At 71.7% G+C, this 20,811-nt stretch carries 15 protein-coding genes and 1 tRNA gene; 2 read left to right on the forward strand and 14 right to left on the reverse strand.

Features of this window, described 5'->3' with window-relative positions; genetic code table 11:
- Positions 1-103: 103 nt before the first annotated feature.
- The 3 genes from hemW to lepA form a co-directional block, all read right to left on the reverse strand.
- Complete coding sequence (gene hemW / locus ACFWWU_RS16270) at positions 104-1,336, reverse strand: radical SAM family heme chaperone HemW (protein ID WP_384145086.1); 1,233 nt, start codon at positions 1,334-1,336, stop codon at positions 104-106.
- A 150-nt stretch (positions 1,337-1,486) separates the two neighbouring features.
- On the reverse strand, positions 1,487-3,364 hold the full coding sequence (locus tag ACFWWU_RS16275) for an AMP-dependent synthetase/ligase (protein WP_384145089.1): 1,878 nt from the start codon (positions 3,362-3,364) through the stop codon (positions 1,487-1,489).
- Between the two features lie 227 nt (positions 3,365-3,591).
- Complete coding sequence (lepA, locus tag ACFWWU_RS16280) at positions 3,592-5,457, reverse strand: translation elongation factor 4 (RefSeq protein ID WP_384145092.1); 1,866 nt, start codon at positions 5,455-5,457, stop codon at positions 3,592-3,594.
- A 183-nt stretch (positions 5,458-5,640) separates the two neighbouring features.
- Between lepA and rpsT the strand changes: the two genes are divergently transcribed.
- Positions 5,641-5,907, forward strand: coding sequence for a 30S ribosomal protein S20 (gene rpsT, locus ACFWWU_RS16285; protein ID WP_384145095.1), 267 nt, complete (start codon positions 5,641-5,643; stop codon positions 5,905-5,907).
- Between the two features lie 820 nt (positions 5,908-6,727).
- On the opposite strand, the gene holA is transcribed toward rpsT, so the two are convergent.
- Positions 6,728-7,714, reverse strand: coding sequence for a DNA polymerase III subunit delta (gene holA, locus ACFWWU_RS16290; RefSeq protein ID WP_384145098.1), 987 nt, complete (start codon positions 7,712-7,714; stop codon positions 6,728-6,730).
- A gap of 113 nt (positions 7,715-7,827) precedes the next feature.
- On the opposite strand from holA, the gene ACFWWU_RS16295 reads away from it, so the two are divergent.
- Entirely contained in the window at positions 7,828-8,091 is a 264-nt protein-coding gene (locus ACFWWU_RS16295; RefSeq protein ID WP_384145101.1) for a hypothetical protein, read from the forward strand.
- A gap of 17 nt (positions 8,092-8,108) precedes the next feature.
- On the opposite strand, the gene ACFWWU_RS16300 is transcribed toward ACFWWU_RS16295, so the two are convergent.
- The 10 genes from ACFWWU_RS16300 to ACFWWU_RS16345 form a co-directional block, all read right to left on the reverse strand.
- The gene (locus ACFWWU_RS16300) at positions 8,109-8,993 is read right to left on the reverse strand and encodes a YceI family protein (protein WP_384145104.1); all 885 of its coding nucleotides are present in this window, start codon (positions 8,991-8,993) and stop codon (positions 8,109-8,111) included.
- A gap of 205 nt (positions 8,994-9,198) precedes the next feature.
- The gene (locus tag ACFWWU_RS16305; protein ID WP_384145107.1) at positions 9,199-10,050 is read right to left on the reverse strand and encodes an arylamine N-acetyltransferase; all 852 of its coding nucleotides are present in this window, start codon (positions 10,048-10,050) and stop codon (positions 9,199-9,201) included.
- 27 nt (positions 10,051-10,077) lie between these two features.
- A complete protein-coding gene (locus ACFWWU_RS16310) occupies positions 10,078-11,346 on the reverse strand; it encodes an MFS transporter (RefSeq protein WP_384145110.1) in 1,269 nt (422 codons plus the stop codon).
- A gap of 5 nt (positions 11,347-11,351) precedes the next feature.
- The gene (locus ACFWWU_RS16315) at positions 11,352-11,981 is read right to left on the reverse strand and encodes a winged helix-turn-helix domain-containing protein (protein WP_384145112.1); all 630 of its coding nucleotides are present in this window, start codon (positions 11,979-11,981) and stop codon (positions 11,352-11,354) included.
- Positions 11,982-12,043: 62 nt separating this feature from the next.
- Entirely contained in the window at positions 12,044-14,554 is a 2,511-nt protein-coding gene (locus tag ACFWWU_RS16320; protein ID WP_384145115.1) for a ComEC/Rec2 family competence protein, read from the reverse strand.
- Entirely contained in the window at positions 14,551-15,201 is a 651-nt protein-coding gene (locus ACFWWU_RS16325) for a helix-hairpin-helix domain-containing protein (RefSeq protein WP_384145118.1), read from the reverse strand. The genes ACFWWU_RS16320 and ACFWWU_RS16325 overlap by 4 nt, the downstream gene beginning before the upstream one ends.
- A gap of 459 nt (positions 15,202-15,660) precedes the next feature.
- The gene (locus tag ACFWWU_RS16330) at positions 15,661-16,506 is read right to left on the reverse strand and encodes a DegV family protein (RefSeq protein WP_384145121.1); all 846 of its coding nucleotides are present in this window, start codon (positions 16,504-16,506) and stop codon (positions 15,661-15,663) included.
- A 189-nt stretch (positions 16,507-16,695) separates the two neighbouring features.
- The gene (locus ACFWWU_RS16335) at positions 16,696-17,403 is read right to left on the reverse strand and encodes a hypothetical protein (RefSeq protein ID WP_384145124.1); all 708 of its coding nucleotides are present in this window, start codon (positions 17,401-17,403) and stop codon (positions 16,696-16,698) included.
- A gap of 139 nt (positions 17,404-17,542) precedes the next feature.
- A complete protein-coding gene (gene leuS, locus ACFWWU_RS16340; protein WP_384145127.1) occupies positions 17,543-20,425 on the reverse strand; it encodes a leucine--tRNA ligase in 2,883 nt (960 codons plus the stop codon).
- 282 nt (positions 20,426-20,707) lie between these two features.
- A tRNA-Ala gene (locus tag ACFWWU_RS16345) sits at positions 20,708-20,780 on the reverse strand.
- Positions 20,781-20,811 lie beyond the last annotated feature (31 nt).

The following is a 20,811-nucleotide window of genomic DNA, read 5'->3' on the forward strand; positions in this document are numbered from 1 at the left end:
GCACTCAGCGGAGGTGTTCCGTCGATCAGTTCGTCCACCCGGCCGAGCAGATCTCCGTCCCCGCAACGGCGGGGGTACGGCCTCCGCCGGGCGTCCCCCTCGCTCAGTCCACCAGGTCCCGCACGACCGCATCGGCAAGCAGCCGACCCCGCAGGGTCAGAACCGCCCGCCCGGCGTCGTACGACGAGGGGTCGAGCAGCCCGTCCGCCAGGGCCTTCCGCGAGGCGTCGAGTCCCGCCGGCTTGAGGATCGACAGCTCGACCCCCTCCCGTAGCCGCAGCTCGAGCAGCACCCGCTCCACCCGCCGGTCCTCCTCCGAGAGGAGCTCCCGCCCGGCGCCCGGCGACTTCCCGGCCCCGAGGGCCGCCGCGTACGCACCGGGGTGCTTCACGTTCCACCACCGGACGCCGCCCACGTGGCTGTGGGCGCCCGGCCCGGCACCCCACCAGTCGGCGCCGCGCCAGTACAGCTCGTTGTGGAGGCAGCGCCCGGCCTCCGAGGTGGCCCAGTTGGACACCTCGTACCACTCGAATCCGGCCTCGGCGAAGACGGAGTCCGCGATCAGATACCGATCGGCGTGCACGTCGTCGTCGGTCATCGGCACCTCGCCGCGCCGGATGCGGCGCGCCAGCTGCGTCCCCTCCTCCACGATCAGCGCGTAGGCGCTGACGTGGTCGGGCCCGGCGCCGATCGCCGCGTCGAGCGAGGACCGCCAGTCGTCGTCGGTCTCCCCCGGCGTGCCGTAGATCAGGTCGAGGTTGACGTGCTCGAACCCGGCCGCCCGCGCCTCGGCGACGCACTCCTCGGGCCGCCCGGGCGTGTGGGTCCGGTCGAGGATCTTCAGGACGTGCTGCTTGGCGCTCTGCATGCCGAAGGAGATCCGGTTGAACCCGCCCTCCCGCAGCTCCGCCAGGTACGCCGGGTTCACCGACTCGGGGTTCGCCTCGGTCGTCACCTCGGCGTCGTCCGCGAGCCCGAACTCGTCGCGGATGGCCCCCAGCATCCGTACGAGGTCGCCGGCGTCGAGGAGCGTGGGCGTACCGCCGCCGACGAACACCGTCCGCACCGGCCGGGGGTCGTCCCCGAGCACCTTGCGGGCGAGCCGGATCTCCTCGGAGACCTGCCCGGCGTAGTTGTCCCGGGAGGCGAGCACGCCACCGGCACCGCGCAGCTCGCTCGCGGTGTACGTGTTGAAGTCGCAGTACCCGCAGCGCGTCGCGCAGTACGGCACGTGCAGGTAGAACCCGAGGGGCCGCTCGGCCGCCCCTTCCAGGGCGTGCGCGGGCAGCGCCCCGGTCTCGGGCACGGTCTCACCATCGGGCAGTACGGAAGGCATGAGCCCATTGTCCCGTACTGCCCGAGGTAAACCGTCTGGCCTGTGGACAACCGCAGTCCGAGCAGGTCAGGAACCACGTCAGGATGCCGGCAGGACCCGGGTCGGGGACCTGCCTCAGGACCCGGGCCGAGACCCGGGTCGGGACCCGCCTCAGGACTCGCGAGAGCCCGCGTACATCTCCTCGATGAGGCCCTTGTACTCCCGCTCCACCACAGGCCGCTTCAGCTTCAGCGACGGCGTCAGCTCGCCGTGCTCGATGTCGAGGTCGCGCGGCAGCAGACGGAACTTCTTGACCGTCTGCCAGCGCTGGAGGCCCTCGTTGAGGCGGTCGACGTAGCCCTGGATGAGCTTCTGGGTCTGCGGGGCGGCGACGACCTCGGCGTACGACTTGCCCGCGAGCTCGTGGTCGGCGGCCCAGCCGAGGATGGAGGGCTCGTCGAGGGCGATCAGGGCGGTGCAGAAGTTCCGGTCGGCACCGTGGACCAGGATGTTCGAGACGAACGGGCAGACGGCCTTGAACTGGCCCTCGACCTCGGCCGGCGCGATGTACTTGCCGCCGGACGTCTTGATCAGGTCCTTCTTGCGGTCGGTGATCCGGAGGTAGCCGTCGGCGGACAGCTCACCGATGTCGCCGGTGTGGAACCAGCCGTCGGACTCCAGGACCTCGACCGTCTTCTCCGGCAGGCCGTGGTAGCCCTCCATGACGCCGGGGCCGCGCAGCAGGATCTCGCCGTCGTCGGCGATCCGGACCTCGGTGCCGGGGAGCGGCTTGCCGACGGTGCCGGTGCGGTAGGCCTCGCCCGGGTTGACGAAGGAGGCGGCGGAGGTCTCCGTGAGGCCGTAGCCCTCCAGGATGTGGATACCGGCGCCGGCGAAGAAGTAGCCGATCTCGGGGGCGAGCGCGGCGGACCCGGAGATGCAGGCGCGCAGGTTGCCGCCGAACGCCTCGCGGATCTTGCTGTAGACGAGGACGTCGGCGACCTTGTGCTTGGCGGTGAGGCCGAAGGGGGCGGAGGCGGTGCCCGTGCGGCGGAAGTTGTCCTGGCTGGCCTTGGCGTACTCGCGGGCGACCTCGGCCGCCCACTGGAAGATCTTGTACTTGGCGCCGCCGGCGGCGCGCGCCTTGGCGGCGACCCCGTTGTAGACCTTCTCGAAGATGCGGGGCACGGCCGCCATGTAGGTCGGCTGGACCACCGGCAGGTTCTCGATGATCTTCTCTACCCGGCCGTCGAGGGCGGTGACGTGACCGACCTCGATCTGGCCCGAGGTGAGGACCTTGCCGAAGACGTGGGCGAGCGGCAGCCACAGGTACTGGACGTCGTCCTGGGTGACGAGACCGGTGGCGGCGATGGCCTTGGCCATGTACGACCAGTTGTCGTGCGGGAGGCGGACGCCCTTGGGGCGGCCGGTGGTGCCCGAGGTGTAGATCAGGGTGGCGAGCTGGGTGGCGGTGATCGCGGCGACCCGCTCCTTGACGGACTCGGGGTGCTTCTCCAGGTACGCGCGGCCGCGTGCCTCCAGGTCGGCGAGGGAGAGGACCCAGTCGCCGTCGGTCTCCACGCCCTCGGCGTCGATGACGACCACGTGACGGAGGCCGGGAAGGTCGGCGCGGCGCTCCACGGCCTTGGCGAGCTGGGCCGCGTCCTCGGCGATGAGGACCCTGGACTCGGAGTCAGAGAGGATGAACGCCGACTCCTCGGCGTTGGTCGACGGGTAGACCGTGGTGGTCGCGGCGCCCGCGCACATCACGCCGAGGTCGGCGAGGATCCACTCCACCCGGGTGGAGGAGGCGAGCGCGACCCGCTCCTCGGACCGCACGCCGAGGTCCACGAGACCGGCGGCGATCGCGTAGACCCGCTCGGCGGCCTGCCCCCAACTGAGCGACTTCCAGTCGTCGGGACCGGCACCGGACGCGGCGGGAACCGGGTACCGGTAGGCCTCCGCGTCGGGAGTCCGCTCGACGCGCTCAAGGAAGAGGGTCGCCACGGAGGGCGGCCGGTTCTCGATCAGGGTCTGTGTGTCGCTCACGACGTCCTCCGGGCGGCGGCGGTGCCTGCTGGCGGTGCGTAACTACGTAACCATCTACGTAACTAACTGGCGAGTAACCTTCGATTCGGGATCAGAGTAAAGGCCCGAGGACCGGCGCGTAAGAGCTTGCAGGGCCCCGCTTCATAACGAACGGGTCCACGCGCCGTCGGCACGTGGACCCGTTAGATGCACAGAGCAGCTACTCGCTGCCGCTCCTCACCGACCGGCTACTTCTTCTTACTGGAGGACTCGTCGCTCGACAGGACGGCGATGAAGGCCTCCTGCGGCACCTCCACCGAACCGACCATCTTCATGCGCTTCTTGCCTTCCTTCTGCTTCTCCAGCAGCTTCCGCTTACGGGAGATGTCACCGCCGTAGCACTTGGCGAGGACGTCCTTGCGGATGGCGCGGATGGTCTCGCGGGCGATGACCCGGGAGCCGATCGCGGCCTGGATCGGCACCTCGAAGGCCTGGCGCGGGATGAGCTCGCGCAGCTTGGCGACGAGCCGCACACCGTAGGCGTACGCGGCGTCCTTGTGGGTGACGGCGGAGAAGGCGTCGACCTTGTCGCCGTGCAGCAGGATGTCGACCTTGACCAGGCTGGAGGCCTGCTCGCCCGTGGGCTCGTAGTCGAGGGAGGCGTAACCGCGCGTCTTGGACTTCAGCTGGTCGAAGAAGTCGAAGACGATCTCGGCGAGGGGGAGGGTGTAGCGGATCTCGACCCGGTCCTCGGAGAGGTAGTCCATGCCGATCAGGGTGCCGCGACGGGTCTGGCACAGCTCCATGATCGCGCCGATGAACTCGCTCGGGGCCAGGATCGTGGCGCGTACGACGGGCTCGTACACGGCATCGATCTTGCCCTCGGGGAACTCGCTCGGGTTGGTGACCGTGTGCTCGCTGCCGTCCTCCATGACCACGCGGTAGACCACGTTGGGGGCGGTGGCGATCAGGTCGAGCCCGAACTCGCGCTCGAGCCGCTCACGGATCACGTCGAGGTGCAGGAGGCCCAGGAAGCCGACGCGGAAGCCGAAGCCGAGCGCGGCGGAGGTCTCCGGCTCGTAGACGAGCGCGGCGTCGTTGAGCTGGAGCTTGTCGAGGGCCTCGCGGAGGTCCGGGTACTCCGAGCCGTCCAGCGGGTAGAGGCCCGAGAACACCATCGGCTTGGGGTCCTTGTAGCCGCCGAGCGCGTCGGTCGCGCCCTTGTGCAGGGAGGTGATCGTGTCACCGACCTTGGACTGGCGGACGTCCTTCACGCCGGTGATGAGATAGCCGACCTCGCCGACGCCGAGACCGTCGGACGCGGTCATCTCGGGGGACGAGACGCCGATCTCCAGGAGCTCGTGGGTGGCGCCGGTCGACATCATCTTGATGCGCTCGCGCTTGTTGAGCTGCCCGTCGACGACTCGCACGTACGTCACGACGCCCCGGTACGAGTCGTAGACGGAGTCGAAGATCATCGCGCGGGCGGGGGCGTCGGCGACGCCGATCGGGGCGGGGACGTCCCGGACGACCCGGTCAAGCAGCGCGTCGACACCGACACCGGTCTTCGCGGAGACCTTGAGGACGTCCTCCGGCTGGCAGCCGATGAGGTTGGCGAGCTCCTCGGAGAACTTCTCCGGCTGGGCGGCCGGCAGGTCGATCTTGTTCAGGACGGGAACGATCGTGAGGTCGTTCTCCATCGCCAGGTACAGGTTGGCCAGGGTCTGCGCCTCGATGCCCTGGGCCGCGTCGACCAGCAGGACCGTGCCCTCACAGGCCGCGAGCGAACGCGAGACCTCATAGGTGAAGTCGACGTGCCCCGGCGTGTCGATCATGTTCAGGATGTGCGTGCGACCCTCACCCTGCCCATCGGTCGGGGCCCACGGCAGACGGACCGCCTGGGACTTGATCGTGATGCCGCGCTCCCGCTCGATGTCCATCCGGTCGAGATACTGGGCACGCATCTGCCGCTGGTCGACCACACCGGTGAGCTGGAGCATCCGGTCGGCGAGCGTGGACTTGCCGTGGTCGATGTGCGCGATGATGCAGAAGTTGCGGATCAGAGCCGGGTCGGTACGGCTCGGCTCGGGCACGTTGGTAGGAGTCGCGGGCACGCAGGGTCTCGTCTCGGGGCGATGTCGGATCGATACGTAGGCTCCATGGTCCCATGCCCACCGCCCTGCGCCCGGTTTGGGCGGCCCCGAGAGTGACTGATACTGTGGACAGCTGTGCCTCGTGTGCCCTCTCAGCTGCGAGTCACACTCCAGAAGGAACATCGAACCTGTAAAGGCTCTTTCGTGGCGAACATCAAGTCCCAGATCAAGCGGAACAAGACCAACGAGAAGGCGCGCCTGCGCAACAAGGCCGTCAAGTCGTCGCTCAAGACCGCGATCCGCAAGGCCCGTGAGGCTGTCGCCGCCGGCGACCTCGAGAAGGCCACCGTTGCCACTCGCGCCGCCTCGCGTCAGCTCGACAAGGCTGTCTCGAAGGGTGTCATCCACAAGAACGCCGCCGCCAACAAGAAGTCGGCGCTGGCGATCAAGGCTTCCTCCCTCCAGGGCTGAGCTCTGATGTAACGGTCGTACGGGACCCAGCGGGCCCTCTCTCCCGCTCCCGCCCGACCACCAGGACTCGCACGCGGACGCGTTCGCCACGCGGGTGCGAGCCCACCCAGCTTTACGCCGAAGGCCCCGCCGCCTCCACCCCAGGAGCCGCCGGGGCCTTCGCCGCACCCCCACACAACTTTGCCGCGCAACCACCGGAGGCGGCGCCACGGCCAGGGCGCAGCCGGGCGCGGCCCGAAGCCACCGCAGGGGGCGCAGCCCAAGCGGCGCGGCACGAAGCCCCCACCGGACACGCACCCCGGGGCAGCGCGAAGCCACCGCGGCGGGGGCGCAGCCCAACCCAGCGCAGCGCGAAGCCACCGCAGGGATCGGGGGCGCAGCCCAACCGGGGCGGCCGAAGCCGCCGCGTTGGGTCGGGGCGCAGCCCAACCGAGTCGGTTGCGCCGAGCCGCCGCATGGGGCCGGGGCTACAGCCCCACCGGCACGATGCCAAACCGCCCGCGCGGCGCGAAGCCGCTGCGGGGTGCGCGGCCCAGAATCCCGGGTGAAGCGGCAGCAGAATCCAGGCAGAGGCCTCACCAGGGGCGGCAGCAACACCGGTGGGCGCCATGCGGGCGGGCAGCCGCGACGGGGGCAGGGGCGCAGCCCAACCGTGCGCAGCCCAACCGTGCGCGGCGCGGAGCCGCCGCAGAGGCCGGGGCGCAGCCCCGGGGGACCTCAGCCCCCACCAGCCCCCACCAGCCCCCGGCAGGGTTTCGGGAAGGGGCGGGGTGGGGGATTCAACCGTCCCGGCGCAACACACCCGCACCCGGCCCCGCCCCTACCTCCGCAGCCGCGCCGCCCGCGCCACCGCCACCACCGCCTTCTCCAGGGCGTACTCCGGATCGTCGCCCCCGCCCTTCACCCCCGCGTCCGCCGCCGCGATCGCCCGCAGCGCGAGGGACACCCCGTCCGGGGTCCACCCCCGCATCTGCTGCCGCACGCGGTCGATCTTCCACGGCGGCATGCCCAGCTCACGCGCCAGATCCGCCGGCCGCCCGCCCCGCGCCGACGAGAGCTTGCCGATCGCCCGTACGCCCTGCGCGAGCGCACTGGTGATGAGCACCGGCGCCACCCCGGTCGAGAGCGACCAGCGCAGCGCCTCCAGGGCCTCCGCCGCACGCCCTTCCACAGCCCGGTCGGCCACGTTGAAGGACGAGGCCTCCGCGCGGCCGGTGTAGTAGCGCCCGACGACCGCCTCGTCGATCGTCCCGTCGACGTCCGCCGTCAGCTGCGCGCACGCGGACGCCAGCTCCCGCAGGTCGCTGCCGATCGAGTCCACCAGCGCCTGGCAGGCCTCCGGCGTCGCCGCGCGCCCGAGCGCCCGGAACTCCTGCCGTACGAACGTCAGCCGCTCCGCCGGCTTCGTCGTCTTCGGGCAGGCCACCTCCCGCGCCCCCGCCTTGCGTGCGGCGTCGAGCAGGCCCTTGCCCTTCGCGCCGCCGGCGTGGAGCAGGACGAGCGAGATGTCCTCGACCGGGTCGTCGAGGTAGGCCTTGACGTCCTTGATCGTGTCGGCGGAAAGGTCCTGCGCGTTCCGCACGACCAGGACCTTGCGCTCGGAGAAGAGCGAGGGGCTGGTCAGCTCTGCCAGCGACCCGGGCTGGAGCTGGTCGGAGGTGAGGTCGCGCACGTCCGTGTCGGCGTCGGCGGCCCTGGCGGCCGCCACCACCTCCTGGACGACGCGGTCGAGGAGCAGGTCCTCCTGCCCCACGGCGAGCGTCACGGGGCCGAGGAGGTCGTCGGGGGAAGTCTTTCTGGTGGCCATCGCGATCCAGCATCCCACGGGCCACTGACAGCCATGCCCGACGGCCGCAACGGCCGTACCCGACAACAGCACCCGACAACAGCACCAGCACCCGACAGCTACGCCCGACCGCCATGCCCGAGAATGGCCGAGTGAGCGAACGACGACACGTACTGGTACTCCCCGACCGCGACGCCGCCGAGGAGGTCGCCGAGGAACTTCCCGACCGTTTCCGCGTGACCGAGGCCCCTCAACTGGTCCGGGACGCCCTGGCCGGGGAGGACGACGCCGAGGACGCCCAGTGGCTGGTGGTCGTCGAGGACCCGGACGGCCGGCTCGACGCGGCGGCGCTCGACGAGCTCGCCGCCGAGCACGAGGGCTGGCTGGAGGCCCCGTAACGCTGGAGGCCCCGTCACTACGCGCGCTTCGGGACGATCTGGATGTCGAGGTCGATGCTGATGCTGGACCCGACGGCCGCGATCCCGCGCGCGAGCAGCGTCTGCCACGTGAGGGTGAAGTCCTCCCGGTGCAGCTCGGTGGTGGCCCGGCAGGCCCCGCGCGTCTCGCCCTCCAGGCCGCTCCCGAGGCCCAGGTACTGGGTGTCGAGCGTCACCGTGCGGCTGACCCCGTGCAGGGTGAGCGCCCCGGTGACGGCCCAGCGGCTGCCGCCCCGGTGGACGAAGCGCTCGCTGGAGAACTCCAGCGTCGGGTACGCGCCGACGTCGAGGAAGTCACCCGAGCGCAGGTGGTCGTCGCGCATCTGCACCCCGGTGTCGATGGAGGCCGCGTCGATGACGACGTGCATCGCCGACCGCTCCATGCGGTCGCCGATCCGCACCGCGCCCGCGAAGCTGTTGAACCGGCCGTGGATGCGCGCGAGGCCGATGTGGCGGGCGGTGAAGCCGATCTGCGAGTGCGTCGGGTCGATCTCCCAGTCGCCCGGCTCCGGGAGCTGGGGCTGCGGCGCGATCTGGAGCAGGACATCGCCGATGCCCGTGTGTCCGCCCTCGGTGATGACGGCGCTGCCGTGGTACGGCGTGTAGCCCTCGGCGGTGACCGCGAGCCGGTACTCGCCCGCCGGCACGGTCGCGAGCGCCGTGCCGTACGGGTCGGTCTCCCCGCCCAGCACCTTGCGTCCGGCGGCGTCGCTGAGGACGAACTCGGCCCGCCGGACCGGTTCGTGTACGGGGTCGATGACCCGGCAGGTCAGCACGCCCGCCGAGGCCGGGACCGCGAGACCGGCGAGCGGGCCGCCCCGCGCGGCCCCCGCCGCCCGCTTCCCGAAGAGACGATCGAACATTCTTCACGCACCCCCGCATGACTCGTTCACTATGCAACGAAGCCGCATTCGATCACTGATGAGGCGTTCGAGGCAAACGAGCAAAGTGTTACCGGGGGTCCGAATTGAGGCTCCTCTCTCGGCGACCCCCTTCAGCGACGCGTCCAACGATTCGTTCAGCGATTCGTTCAGCGATGCGTCCAGCGATGCGTCCAGCGACTCCGCCTCAGGGATTCGGCTGCGCGACGACCGGCAGCTCGTCGAGCACGATGCCGAACAGATCCCGGTACGCGCCCCGCACCTCCTCGTCCCCGTCGAGTACCCGCTCGACGCGCTCCCCGTGGGCGCGGGTGATCAGCTTCCGGTCGCTGAGGGTGATCCGGCCCTCCTCCGTGAGCAGGGAACAGACGAGGGACCGCGGGAAGTGCGAGTCGGGTGAGGTCCGGTGGTACCAGGCCCCGGCCGTGAAGTCCGCGAGCTCGCGGGGCCGCACCTCCAGCCGGTACTGCGGCTTCCCGTCCCGCAGCACCTCCAGATCGCCGTCTGCGGCCTCCTGGACGCGGAAACGGCCGCCCGGGTCCGCCTGGTCCCCGCGCTCGTCGAAGGCCAGCGGGTAGTGACTGTGGTCGCCGAAGCCGACGTCGGCCAGCCACCGCTCCCCGTCGGCGGTCTCCACGAGGAGCGCCATGTGGTCGTACGGGATCCCGAGCTTCCCCTCCGCGTCGACGACGCGCGCCTGGAGCAGCGACACCCGGTAGCCGAGCCCTCGCAACAGGACCGCGAACGTGGTGTTGATCTCGTAGCAGAAGCCGCCCCTGTGGCCGCCGACCACCTTGTCGACCAGCGACTTCTCGTCCAGGACGATGTCCTCGCCAAGATGGATCGAGAGGTTCTCGAAGGGCACGCTCAGCAGGTGCCGCACATGCAACTCGCGCAGGGCGTCGGCGTCGGCCCGCGCGGGCCGCCGCGCGCCGATCCGCGCCAGATAGGCACCCGCGTCCGGGAGGGCGGGCGCGGCGAGGGCGGGCGCAGCCGGGGTGGGGGCCGTCAGGACGGGGGCATCCGTTGCGTCACTCATGCGGGCAGTCTCCCTCTTCCCCGATGGTCACGACGCCCCGACGGGGGTCGACTCCTCTTCCCTCGCGGGCAGTTCACGCATGCGCGCCAGCGGCGAGGGCAACAGCCAGAGCACGGCGAGGACGGCTCCGCCGGTGGCGATCCACAGCGTCGGGCGCAGCCCGATCGCGGTGCCGAGCAGGCCTCCGGCGAGTGCGCCGAGGGGACGGAAGCCGTGGTTGAGCGTGCGATACGCGCCCATGACCCGGGCCCGTATCGCATCGGGGATCGCCGCCATTTGGAACGATCCCGCGGCGATGTCCACGATCATCACCCCGGCGCAGGAGAGGAACTCCGCGGCGAAGAACACGGCCACCACCAGCGGAAGCGGCCCGTCGGCCAGGGGTATCAGGAGCAGGGGCAGCGTGAACCCGAGGAAGCCGGTGACGAGCGAGGCGCCGATGCCGATCCGCCGGACGACCGCTCCGCTGCACGCGGCCCCGATGAGGCCGCCCACCGCGCCGGCTCCGAGGATCAGGCCGAGCAGTCCGGCGCCGATGCCGAGTTCGGCGGTGGCGTAGAGCACGAAGAGGGTGTGGAACATGTAGTTGAAGAACTGGACCGTGCCGGACGCGGAGAACAGCGCGCGCATCGAACGGTGCCGGACCACCCAGCGCATCCCCTCGGTGAAGTGACCCTTGACCACGGCGGCCGGCGGAGGTTCGACCGCCTTGACCCGGGCCAGGTAGCCGGCCGACACCACATAGGTGAGGGCGTCGGCGACCAGGGCGAAGGGCGCGGTGAGGACTTGTACGAGGACGCCTCCGATCCCGGGTCCCGCGAGCCAGGACATCGAGCGGCTTCCGTTGACCAGCGAGTTCGCCTGTACGTACCGCTCGGTGGGGACGAGTGCCACGAGGAGCGTGGCGTTGCAGACCTCGAAGAGCACGGTGAGCGCGCCGATCCCGAAGGCCACCGCGTACAGCTGACCGAGCGTCAACGCGTCGAGCGCGTAGGCCACCGGGAGCGTCAGCATCAGTGCCGCCCGCCCGAGGTCGGCCAGGATCATCACGCGTCTGCGACGGGCCTGCCGGTCCGCCCAGGCGCCGAGCGGCAGGTTCAGCAGGAGGGCGGGGAGGAGTTCGGCGGTCTTGAGCCAGCCCATCTCGGCGGCGTCGGCTCCGAGGATCAGGACGGCGGCGAGCGGGATGGCGATGAGCGAGATCTGGTCCCCGACGAGCGAGACGGTCTGCCCGGTCCAGTAGCGACGGAAGGTCCGCTCGCGCAGCAGTGCCGGTATGCGTTCCACGAGGGCCATCTCGCTCACTCCTCTTCGTGTTCTTGGCGGTGGGGGACTTCCTGATCCAGGTAGGCGATCCGCAGGATGCCGACGGCGCGGGCGCCCTCGGGCCTGAGGGACGGGTCGGACTCGCGCCCCTCGAAGGGGCGGAGGAGTCCGTCGATCCGCTCTCCGAGGTCGGTCAGCTCCTCGGGGGTGAGGAAGAGCAGGGAGTCACCGAACTGCTCGGCCTCCCGCCACTCCCTCGACAGCGTGTGCCGGCGCTCCATGGCCCGGGTGACCCGCTCGAAGTAGCGCTCGGCGACGGCGACCGTCAGCGCGTCGGCGGCCTCCGCGACCGTCGCGTCCTCGCTGTACTCCGGCCGCTCCGTGTACCGGGCGGTGGCCCGCCAGGGCTTCTCCCGCCCCCGGCCCCCCGGCGCCTCCTCCACGAGGCCGTACTTGGCGAGCATCCGCAGGTGGTAGGAGCAGCTGGCCACGGACTCGCCGGTCAGCTCGGCGGCCTTGGTGGCGGTGAAGGGGCCGCTGCTGCGCAGCAGTCCCACCAGGGACATCCGCAGGGGGTGGGCGTAGGCCCGCAGGGCGCGCGGGTCGGTGAGGCGGATACTGCGGGGCTGCTCGCCCTCGGGTCGCGGTTCGCTGGTCTCCGGCATGATGAAAAGGTATCTTTAGAAAGATTCCTTTACAAGGATTTCTTTACATCGACTCGCCCCCTTCACTCCGCTGGCTCACCGCCCCTCGGTACGGCCACGAGCCCGCGCCCCGCACCCACCACCGCGATCGCCCCGTCCTCGTCGGTCCGCAGCACCCGCGCCCCGCCGGCCCGCAACGCCTCCACGGTCCGGGGCGACGGATGTCCATACGGGTTGTCGCGCCCTGTCGACACCAGCGCGAGGCGCGGCCGCGCCGCCCACATCAGCCCCGGGTCCTGGTGCGCGGACCCGTGGTGGGCGACCTTGAGCACGTCCACCGGGCCCAGCCCCGGACTGCTCCTCAGAAGCGCGCGCTGTGCCGGTGGTTCGAGGTCACCGAGGAGCAGCAGACTCAGCCCACCGGCAGCGCGGACGAGGAGCGTGACACTGGCGTCGTTCGCCCCACCGGCCGATCCGCCGGAACCCGCCGGCGGCCACAGCACCCGCCACTCCAGGACCCCGATCCTCCGCCGCTCCCCCGGCCCCGCGCGGATCAACGGCACCCCTGCGGCGGCTGCGGTCCGCCGCACGAACGCGGCCTGGGCGGGCGGCTCTTCGAGCCCCGTCGTCTGGATCGCCCCCACCGACCGCCCCCGCAGCACCCCCGTCAGCCCTGCCACGTGGTCGGCGTGGAAATGCGTGAGCACCAGCAACGGCACCCGCCGCACCCCGAGCTCCCGCAGACAGCGGTCCACCGGTACGGGATCGGGGCCGGCGTCCACCACGACGGCGGCGTCCCCGCCCGCCGCCAGCACCGTCGCGTCCCCCTGCCCCACCTGGCACATCGCGAACACCCAGCCCGGCGGCGGCCACCCGGTGGCCCACCGCGCCAGCGGCACCGGCCGAACGACCACGAGGAGAAGCAGCCCGGCGACGAGCGCGGCGATCCATCCCCGGTACGGCAGTCTGCGCGCCCCGAGCAGCACGAGACCCGTGAGCAGCGCGAGGGCCAGCCCGCCCCACCACCCACCGGGCCAGGCCAGCTGGGCGCCCGGCAGCTCCCCGCCCGCGCGGGCCACCCCCGCGATCCACCCGGCCGGCCATCCCGCCACCCACGCCGTCCCCGCCGCGGCCGGCTCCCACACCTGCGCCAGGGCCAGCGCGGCGAAGCCGAGCACCGTCGCGGGCGCGACAGCCAGTTCGGCGAAGAGATTCGCCGGAATCGCGACCAGACTCACCCGGGCGGCGAAGACCACCACGACCGGCGCGCACACCGCCTGCGCCGCGAGGGCCGCCGCCAGCGCCTCCGCGAGCCGCCCCGGCACCCGGCGCCGCCGCAGCGCCTCGCTCCACCGCGGAGCGACCGTCAGCAGGGCCCCGGTGGCCAGGACCGAGAGCAGGAACCCGTAACTCCGCGCCAGCCACGGGTCGTAGAGCACCAGGAGCAGGACGGCGGTGGCCAGCGCGGGGATCAGCGATCTCCGGCGCCCGGTGCCGATCGCCAGGAGGACGACGAGTCCGCAGGCCGCCGCGCGGAGCACGCTCGGATCGGGTCGGCAGACGACCACGAAGGCCAGCGTCAGCGCTCCCCCGGCCAACGCGGTCGCCCGCAGCGAGAGACCGAGCCTGGGAGCGAGCCCGCCCCGCTCCACCTGGTGCGCCCGCCCGGGACGCCCGACGAGCAGGAGCAGGACGACGGAGAGATTGCTGCCGGAGACCGCGAGGAGATGGGTGAGGTCGGTGGCCTCGAAGGCCTCCCTCAGCTCGGGGCCGATCCTGGAGGTGTCCCCGACGACCAGCCCGGGCAGCAGGGCCCGCGCGTCCGGAGCGAGCCCCTCGGTCGCTCTCCGCAGCCCGGCGCGCAGCTCGCCCGCCGTGCGCTGCGGACCGCTCGGCGGACCGACGATCCGCGGCGGACCCTCCCCGTCGACCTTGAGCACCGCGGCGAACGGCTCGCCGGAGCGCAGCGGCGGCGACAGCCGCGCTCCGACCCGCAGTCGGGTCGAGGGAAGGAGCCGCAGCCACTCCTCCCGGCCCTCCCCCGGCGGCACGATCAGCAGCACCGGCGTACGCGTCCGGTGCGCCGCACCGTCCGACCGCTCGACGCGGGTCACCTCTCCGTCGAGGACGACCGAGACCGGCGCCATCGCGTTGCCCCGCACCCGCGGCCGGGTGAGCCGCGGATCGGAGGTCACGGTGACCTCCATCTGCGCCCGGACGTACTCCCGCGCCAGGGCAGGTACGGGACCGCGCCGCAGATCCGCCGCGTGCAGCCCTGCCGAGGTCGCCCCGGCCGCGGCACAGAGCAGGACCCCCGCGCACGCGGTCGCCCGCAACCGCCACCCCGGCGACACCGGAGAGGCCCCCGGCACGTCCGGTTCCCCTCCTGAGGCGCCCCGGGAAGCCCCCGCACCGCCGAACCTCCGAGCCAGGCCCGGAGCCAGCAGGGCGACCGCACCCAACAGGCAGAGCGTGACACCGGCCACCGTCCACCACCCTGCGACGCCCACGGCGCAGGCCGCGGCAGCCCAGGCCGCCAGCGCTAGGGGAACGAGCCGCAGATCGGCCGGCCCCTCCGTCCCGGCCCGGTTCACGGCCGGACCAGCGGTTCGAGGTCGGCGAACCGGCGCTCCCCGATGCCGTTGACCTCCCGCAGCTCGGCCACCGACCGGAAGCCGCCCTGCTCCGTGCGATGGTCGACGATGTGCCGCGCGAGGACAGGACCGACGCCGGGCAGGGTGTCGAGCTGTTCCACGGTGGCCGCGTTGAGACTCAGCGGCGGCCCCGGCCCACCGGCCCCGGAACCGGGACCGGAACCGCCGACCGGCAGCCCCGGCAGCCCGACCAGGACCTGCTCGCCGTCCATGAGGACGCGGGCCCGGTTGATCCCGGTGAGATCGGCCCCGGGTTCCGCCCCGCCCGCGGCCCGCAGCGCGTCCGCCACCCGCGAGCCCGCGGGCAGGGTCAGCACTCCGGGCCTGCGCACCTTGCCGCCGACGTCGACGACCACCTTCGCCCCAGCCGCCGCCCCGAGCCCGGGACCCTGCTCGCTCCCCGGCCCGGCCCGTGCCACGGATGCGGCGGGCGTGGCCGCCGCGGGGGCGGCACGGACGATCTCGGGGGCCCTTACCGGCTCCGGCCGCCCCGTCCAGAAGTACCCGCCGGCGAGGCCCGCGGCCACGAGCAGAATCACGGTCAGCGCGGCCAGCGTCCTCGGTTCGAGCCCGCACCGCGTCTGCACCCACAGCGGAGTCCGCTCCCGTAACACCGCCGCCAGCCGCTCCCGAGCCCGTACCGGAGAACCACGCTCCGGCGCCTCCGGCGTCTCAGACCGCCCCACAGCCGGCTGCGACGGCGACGGCTGTGCCGTCGGCGGGAAGAGGGCCTCCCCCCGCCGCCGCACGACGGCTCCGGGCACCTCCGAGACCGGGCGCACCCTGGCGCGCCTCCGAGCCCGCCCAGGAGGCGCGCCGCGTCCTCCGGGACGGCTGCGCCCGTCCGAACCCGCCGCCCTCCCGGGCCCGCTCGTCGGAGCCCCCGGCCTGTCCGCGACTCCGGTGGTGATCGATGCGATACGTGTACGAAGTGCCATGCTCGTGACGGTAGAGACCACGACCGCCCCGTGCGGGGCTCACCCAAGTCCCGTGGAAAAGACTCCGGTTGTGGATATCTCCGTCACTCGTACGGGGGGGGGTGGCGTTCAGCGCGGCGAGACGACGACCGCGAGAAGCCCCGGGCCCGTGTGCGCGCCGATGACCGCCCCCACTTCGCTGACGTGGAATTCCTCGATGCCCGGGATCCGCTCCCTGAGCCGGTCTGCCAGCACGGCGGCGCGTTCCGGTGCGGAGAGATGGTGCACGGCGATGTCGACGGCACCGGAACCGGCCCGCTCCACGGCGATCTCTTCCAGGCGCGCGATGGCCTTCGAGGCCGTCCGCACCTTCTCCCGGAGTTCGATCCGCCCGCCGTCGAGCTCCAGGAGCGGCTTCACCGCGAGCGCGGAGCCGAGCAGCGCCTGCGCGGCACCGATGCGCCCGCCACGGCGCAGATAGTCGAGCGTGTCGACGTAGAAGTAGGCGGAGGTCCCCGCGACGCGCTTCTCCGCCGCCGCGACCACCTCGTCGAGAGAGCCGTCCGCCTCCGCGACCTCCGCCGCGGCCAGAACACAGAAGCCCAGCGCCATGCCGACCATGCGGGTGTCCACCACGCGCACCGGCACGGGGGCGTCCTTCGCCGCGAGCACAGCGGCGTCGTACGTCCCGGAGACCTCGGCGGACAGATGGAGCGAGACGACTCCCCGCGCCCCAGCCTCCGCCGCCTCGCGGTACGCCGCGGCGAAGATCTCGGGGCTCGGTCGCGAGGTGGTGACGGGCCGCCGCTTCTGGAGGGCCTCGGCGAGGGACCGGGCCGAGATCTCGGTGCCCTCCTTCAGCGCACGGTCGCCGATGACGACGGTCAGCGGAACCGTCGTGATGGCGTGCCGCTCCCTCGTCCGGGGTGGCAGGTAGGCCGTGGAATCGGTGACGATCGCGACATGCCGGGACATGAGCGGGAGGTTACCCGCCGAAGCCACGGCGCGGCAGCCCGGCCCCCCGCCGGACGTCCCCCAAGTCCCGCACGTCCCCCACATCCCTCCCGACACCGCGAAGCACCACGCCGCCGACTCAGGCCGACTCAGGCCGGTGCGACTCCGGCCGGTCCGACTCAGGCCAGGGCCCGGTCAAGCCGGATCAGGTCAGGTGGTGGTCTCCGGGCGAGCCGACTTCTCCCACGGGTAGGCCGTGCGCCGGGGATCACGCGCCGTGATCGCGGGCGGCTCGTCTCCGGCCTGCGGACCCGCCGTCCCGGCGGGGCTCCCCCACGCCTCCGCGGCACCCGCCTCCGGCGCCGTCCCCGGACCGTCCCAGTGGCGCAGGGCGCCCGCCTCGACGTCGATCTGGGCGCTCAGCGACGACAGATCGTCCTCGGCGAACTTCAGCGCCCGGTCCCGGGCGGCCCGGCGCAGCGCGTCGGCCGACCCCGTGATCTGCTCCGTCCGCCGCGTGAGCTCGGAAAGCTGTCCGGCCACCCACGCCTTGTCCGGCTCCCGCTCCATGCGCTTGAGGTCCTCGTCCAGTTCGATCCCGTGCGCGCTGAGCCGGTGGAAGAGGTCGAGCGACTCCTTCAGCGAGGCGTCCTCGCCGACGCCCGCCTGCAACGCCTCCTGCGTGGTCCTCATCGAGGTGCGCAGCGAGAGCCGCAGCCGGGCCAGCTCGCTCGCGGCCCCGGCCGTGCCGAAGCTCTTGGCCCGCAGCGTGGTGTCCTCCACCGTGCGCCTGGCCTGGTCCAGGGTGCGGTCCACCCCGCGCTTGGCCGCCTTGGCCACCTTCACGGTGGCGTAGACCCCGAGCGCCACGAAGGCGAAGAAGAGCAGCGCCATGATCGTGATAATCGCGGCTTCCATGTCCGCCCCTCCGGCATCCGTCGAGTCCCCACGACTGTGGTTCCTCCACCGTAAACGGAACGGGCAGGCCAGTGGTTCCTTCGGAACCCCTAACCTGCCCGTAGGGGAAACCCCCCATACCTCCGTCAGCCGTCAGCCGTCAGCCGGCGACGATGTTGACCAGCTTCGGCGCGCGCACGATCACCTTGCGGATCTCCGCGCCGCCCAGTGCCCCGACCACGTGCGGGTCGGCCAGCGCCAGCGCCTCCAGCTCCGCGTCCGTGATCGACGGGGAGACCTCCAGGCGGGCCTTGACCTTGCCCTTGATCTGCACGACGCAGGTCACGGCCTCGTCGACGACGTACGCCGGGTCGGCGACCGGGAAGCCCTGGTGGACGACCGAGTCGGTGTGGCCCAGCTTGCGCCACAGCTCCTCGGCGATGTGCGGGGCCAGCGGGGCGACCAGCAGCACCAGCTGCTCGGCGACCTGCCGGGACACCGCGCCACCGGTCTTCGTCAGGTGGTTGTTCAGCTCGGTGACCTTGGCGATGGCCGTGTTGAAGCGCATCGCCGCCATGTCCTGCGCGACGCCGTCGATCGCCTTGTGCAGGGCACGCAGCGTGTCCTCGTCGGCCGCGGTGTCGACGACGGTGACCTCACCGGTCGACTCGTCGACGACGTTGCGCCACAGCCGCTGCAGCAGCCGGTACTGGCCGACCACGGCGCGCGTGTCCCAGGGACGCGAGACGTCCAGCGGGCCCATCGCCATCTCGTACAGGCGCAGGGTGTCGGCGCCGTACTCGGAGCAGATCTCGTCCGGCGTCACCGCGTTCTTCAGGGACTTGCCCATCTTGCCCAGGACGCGGCTGACCTTCTCGCCCTCGTACCAGAAGGCGCCGTCCCGCTCCTCGACCTCGGCGGCCGGCACGGCGATCCCGCGGGCGTCCCGGTAGACGAAGGCCTGGATCATGCCCTGGTTGTACAGCTTGTGGAACGGCTCGGCCGAGGAGATGTGGCCCAGGTCGAACAGCATCTTGGACCAGAAGCGCGCGTACAGCAGGTGCAGCACGGCGTGCTCGGCGCCGCCGACGTACAGGTCGACGCCACCGGTCGGCATGCCCTCGCGCGGGCCCATCCAGTACTGCTCGACGGCCGGGTCGACCAGCTTCTCGGAGTTGCGCGGGTCCAGGTAGCGCAGCTCGTACCAGCAGGAGCCGGCCCAGTTGGGCATGGTGTTGGTCTCGCGGCGGTAGCTCCGCGGACCCGCTCCGTCGCCCAGGTCCAGGGTGACGTTGACCCAGTCCTCGTTGCGGGACAGCGGGGTCTCCGGCTGGGTGTCCGCGTCGTCCGGGTCGAAGGTGCGCGGCGAGTAGTCCTCGACCTCCGGCAGCTCCAGCGGCAGCATCGACTCGGGCAGCGAGTGGGCGACGCCGTCCTCGTCGTAGACGATCGGGAAGGGCTCGCCCCAGTACCGCTGGCGGCTGAACAGCCAGTCGCGCAGCCGGAAGTTGACGGTGCCCTCGCCGATACCGCGGTCGGCCAGCCAGGAGGTGATCTTCGCCTTGGCGTCGACGACGCCCAGTCCGTCCAGCGAGATCTCGTCGTTGGCCGAGTTGACCAGCTTCGCCTCGTACGAGGCGAAGGCGTCGTCCCAGACCGACGGGTCCGTGCCGCGGTCGTCCGACGGCTCGACGACACAGCGCATCGGCAGCTCGAAGGCGCGCGCGAAGGCGAAGTCTCGGGCGTCGTGCGCCGGGACGGCCATGATGGCGCCGGTGCCGTAGCCCATCAGGACGTAGTCGGCGATGAAGACCGGGACCTGCTCGCCGCTGACCGGGTTGGTCGCGTACGCGCCGGTGAAGACGCCGGTCTTGTCCTTGGCCTCGGCCTGCCGCTCGACGTCGGACTTGGAGGCGGCCTGCTTGCGGTAGGCGTCGACGGCCTCGGACGGGGTGGCGTGCCCGCCGGTCCACACGTCGTGGGTGCCCTCGGGCCAGACGGCCGGGACGATCGTCGCGGGGCCGTCGACCAGGGGGTGCTCCGGAGCCAGGACCATGTAGGTGGCGCCGAACAGGGTGTCCTGGCGGGTGGTGAAGACGGTGATCGCGCCGGTGTCGCCGACCTGGAAGTCGACGCGGGCGCCCTCGGAGCGGCCGATCCAGTTCCGCTGCTGCAGCTTGATGGCCTCGGGCCAGTCCAGCGCGTCCAGGTCGTCCAGCAGGCGGTCCGCGTAGGCGGTGATCCGCATGTTCCACTGGCGCAGCTTGGACTTGAAGACGGGGAAGTTGCCGCGCTCGGAACGACCGTCGGCGGTGACCTCCTCGTTGGCCAGGACCGTGCCCAGGCCGGGGCACCAGTTGACGGGCGCGTCGGAGGCGTACGCCAGGCGGTACTCGCTCAGGACGTCGGAGCGCTCGGCGGCGGTCAGCTCGCTCCACGCGCGCGTGCCGGGGATCTGACGCGTGCCGTTCTCGAACTGCGCGATCAGCTCGGCGATCGGACGGGCCTTACCGGCCTCGTCGTCGTACCAGGAGTTGAAGATCTGCAGGAAGATCCACTGGGTCCACTTGTAGTACTCCGGGTCGATCGTGGCGAACGACCGGCGCTTGTCGTGGCCCAGGCCCAGCCGACGCAGCTGGACCTTCATGTTCTCCATGTTGGCCTCGGTGGACACGCGCGGGTGCGTGCCCGTCTGCACGGCGTACTGCTCGGCCGGCAGGCCGAAGGCGTCGAAGCCCAGGGTGTGCAGCACGTTGTGACCGGTCATGCGCGCGTGGCGGGCGTAGACGTCCGTGGCGATGTAGCCGAGCGGGTGGCCGACGTGCAGGCCCGCACCCGAGGGGTACGGGAACATGTCCATGATGAACTTCTTGGGCCGGGCGGCGATCTCGGGGTCGCCCGCCAGGTCACCGGAGGGGTTCGGCGCCTCGTACGTGCCCTCGGCGTCCCAGAAGTCCTGCCAGCGTGCCTCGATGTCGGCGGCCATGGCTGCCGTGTAGCGATGCGGGGCCGCCGTCTCGGCGGTCGTATTGATCTCGGTCATGGTCCTTGAAGCTCCATCGATCGTCTCTGCCCACTGCCACGAACTGCCGCTAAATGAAAAATCCCCTCGCACAGGAGGGGAAGCCGCGCCGACTCCGGCGGGATGACGGTCGACGGGACGACGGTCATGCGCCGGGACTGATCAGCGCGGCTCGGTAAGCAGGAGGCGTACGGCACGCATGGCGCCAGGGTACCGCAGGGCCCGCGCGGACCGCACCGGCGTTCCACGCGTGGACACACGAAGAAGCGGGCCACCCGATCCGGGTGACCCGCTTCTTTTCTGTGGAGCTAAGGAGAATTGAACTCCTGACCTCCTGCATGCCATGCAGGCGCTCTACCAACTGAGCTATAGCCCCTTGCTGTTTTCCGTCTCCGTTTCGGTTTCCC

Origin of the sequence: Streptomyces sp. NPDC058650 (assembly GCF_042717315.1) — a bacterium.
Classification (GTDB): Bacteria; Actinomycetota; Actinomycetes; order Streptomycetales; family Streptomycetaceae; genus Streptomyces.

Bases quoted from the DNA above. Each gene is read 5' to 3' on its own strand.
- leuS (WP_384145127.1), bottom strand. From the start codon at position 20,425: ATGACCGAGATCAATACGACCGCCGAGACGGCGGCCCCGCATCGCTAC.
- hemW (WP_384145086.1), bottom strand. From the start codon at position 1,336: ATGCCTTCCGTACTGCCCGATGGTGAGACCGTGCCCGAGACCGGGGCG.
- ACFWWU_RS16330 (WP_384145121.1), bottom strand. From the start codon at position 16,506: ATGTCCCGGCATGTCGCGATCGTCACCGATTCCACGGCCTACCTGCCA.
- ACFWWU_RS16300 (WP_384145104.1), bottom strand. From the start codon at position 8,993: ATGTTCGATCGTCTCTTCGGGAAGCGGGCGGCGGGGGCCGCGCGGGGC.
- ACFWWU_RS16315 (WP_384145112.1), bottom strand. From the start codon at position 11,981: ATGCCGGAGACCAGCGAACCGCGACCCGAGGGCGAGCAGCCCCGCAGT.
- holA (WP_384145098.1), bottom strand. From the start codon at position 7,714: ATGGCCACCAGAAAGACTTCCCCCGACGACCTCCTCGGCCCCGTGACG.
- ACFWWU_RS16310 (WP_384145110.1), bottom strand. From the start codon at position 11,346: ATGGCCCTCGTGGAACGCATACCGGCACTGCTGCGCGAGCGGACCTTC.
- ACFWWU_RS16295 (WP_384145101.1), top strand. From the start codon at position 7,828: ATGCCCGAGAATGGCCGAGTGAGCGAACGACGACACGTACTGGTACTC.
- ACFWWU_RS16335 (WP_384145124.1), bottom strand. From the start codon at position 17,403: ATGGAAGCCGCGATTATCACGATCATGGCGCTGCTCTTCTTCGCCTTC.
- ACFWWU_RS16305 (WP_384145107.1), bottom strand. From the start codon at position 10,050: ATGAGTGACGCAACGGATGCCCCCGTCCTGACGGCCCCCACCCCGGCT.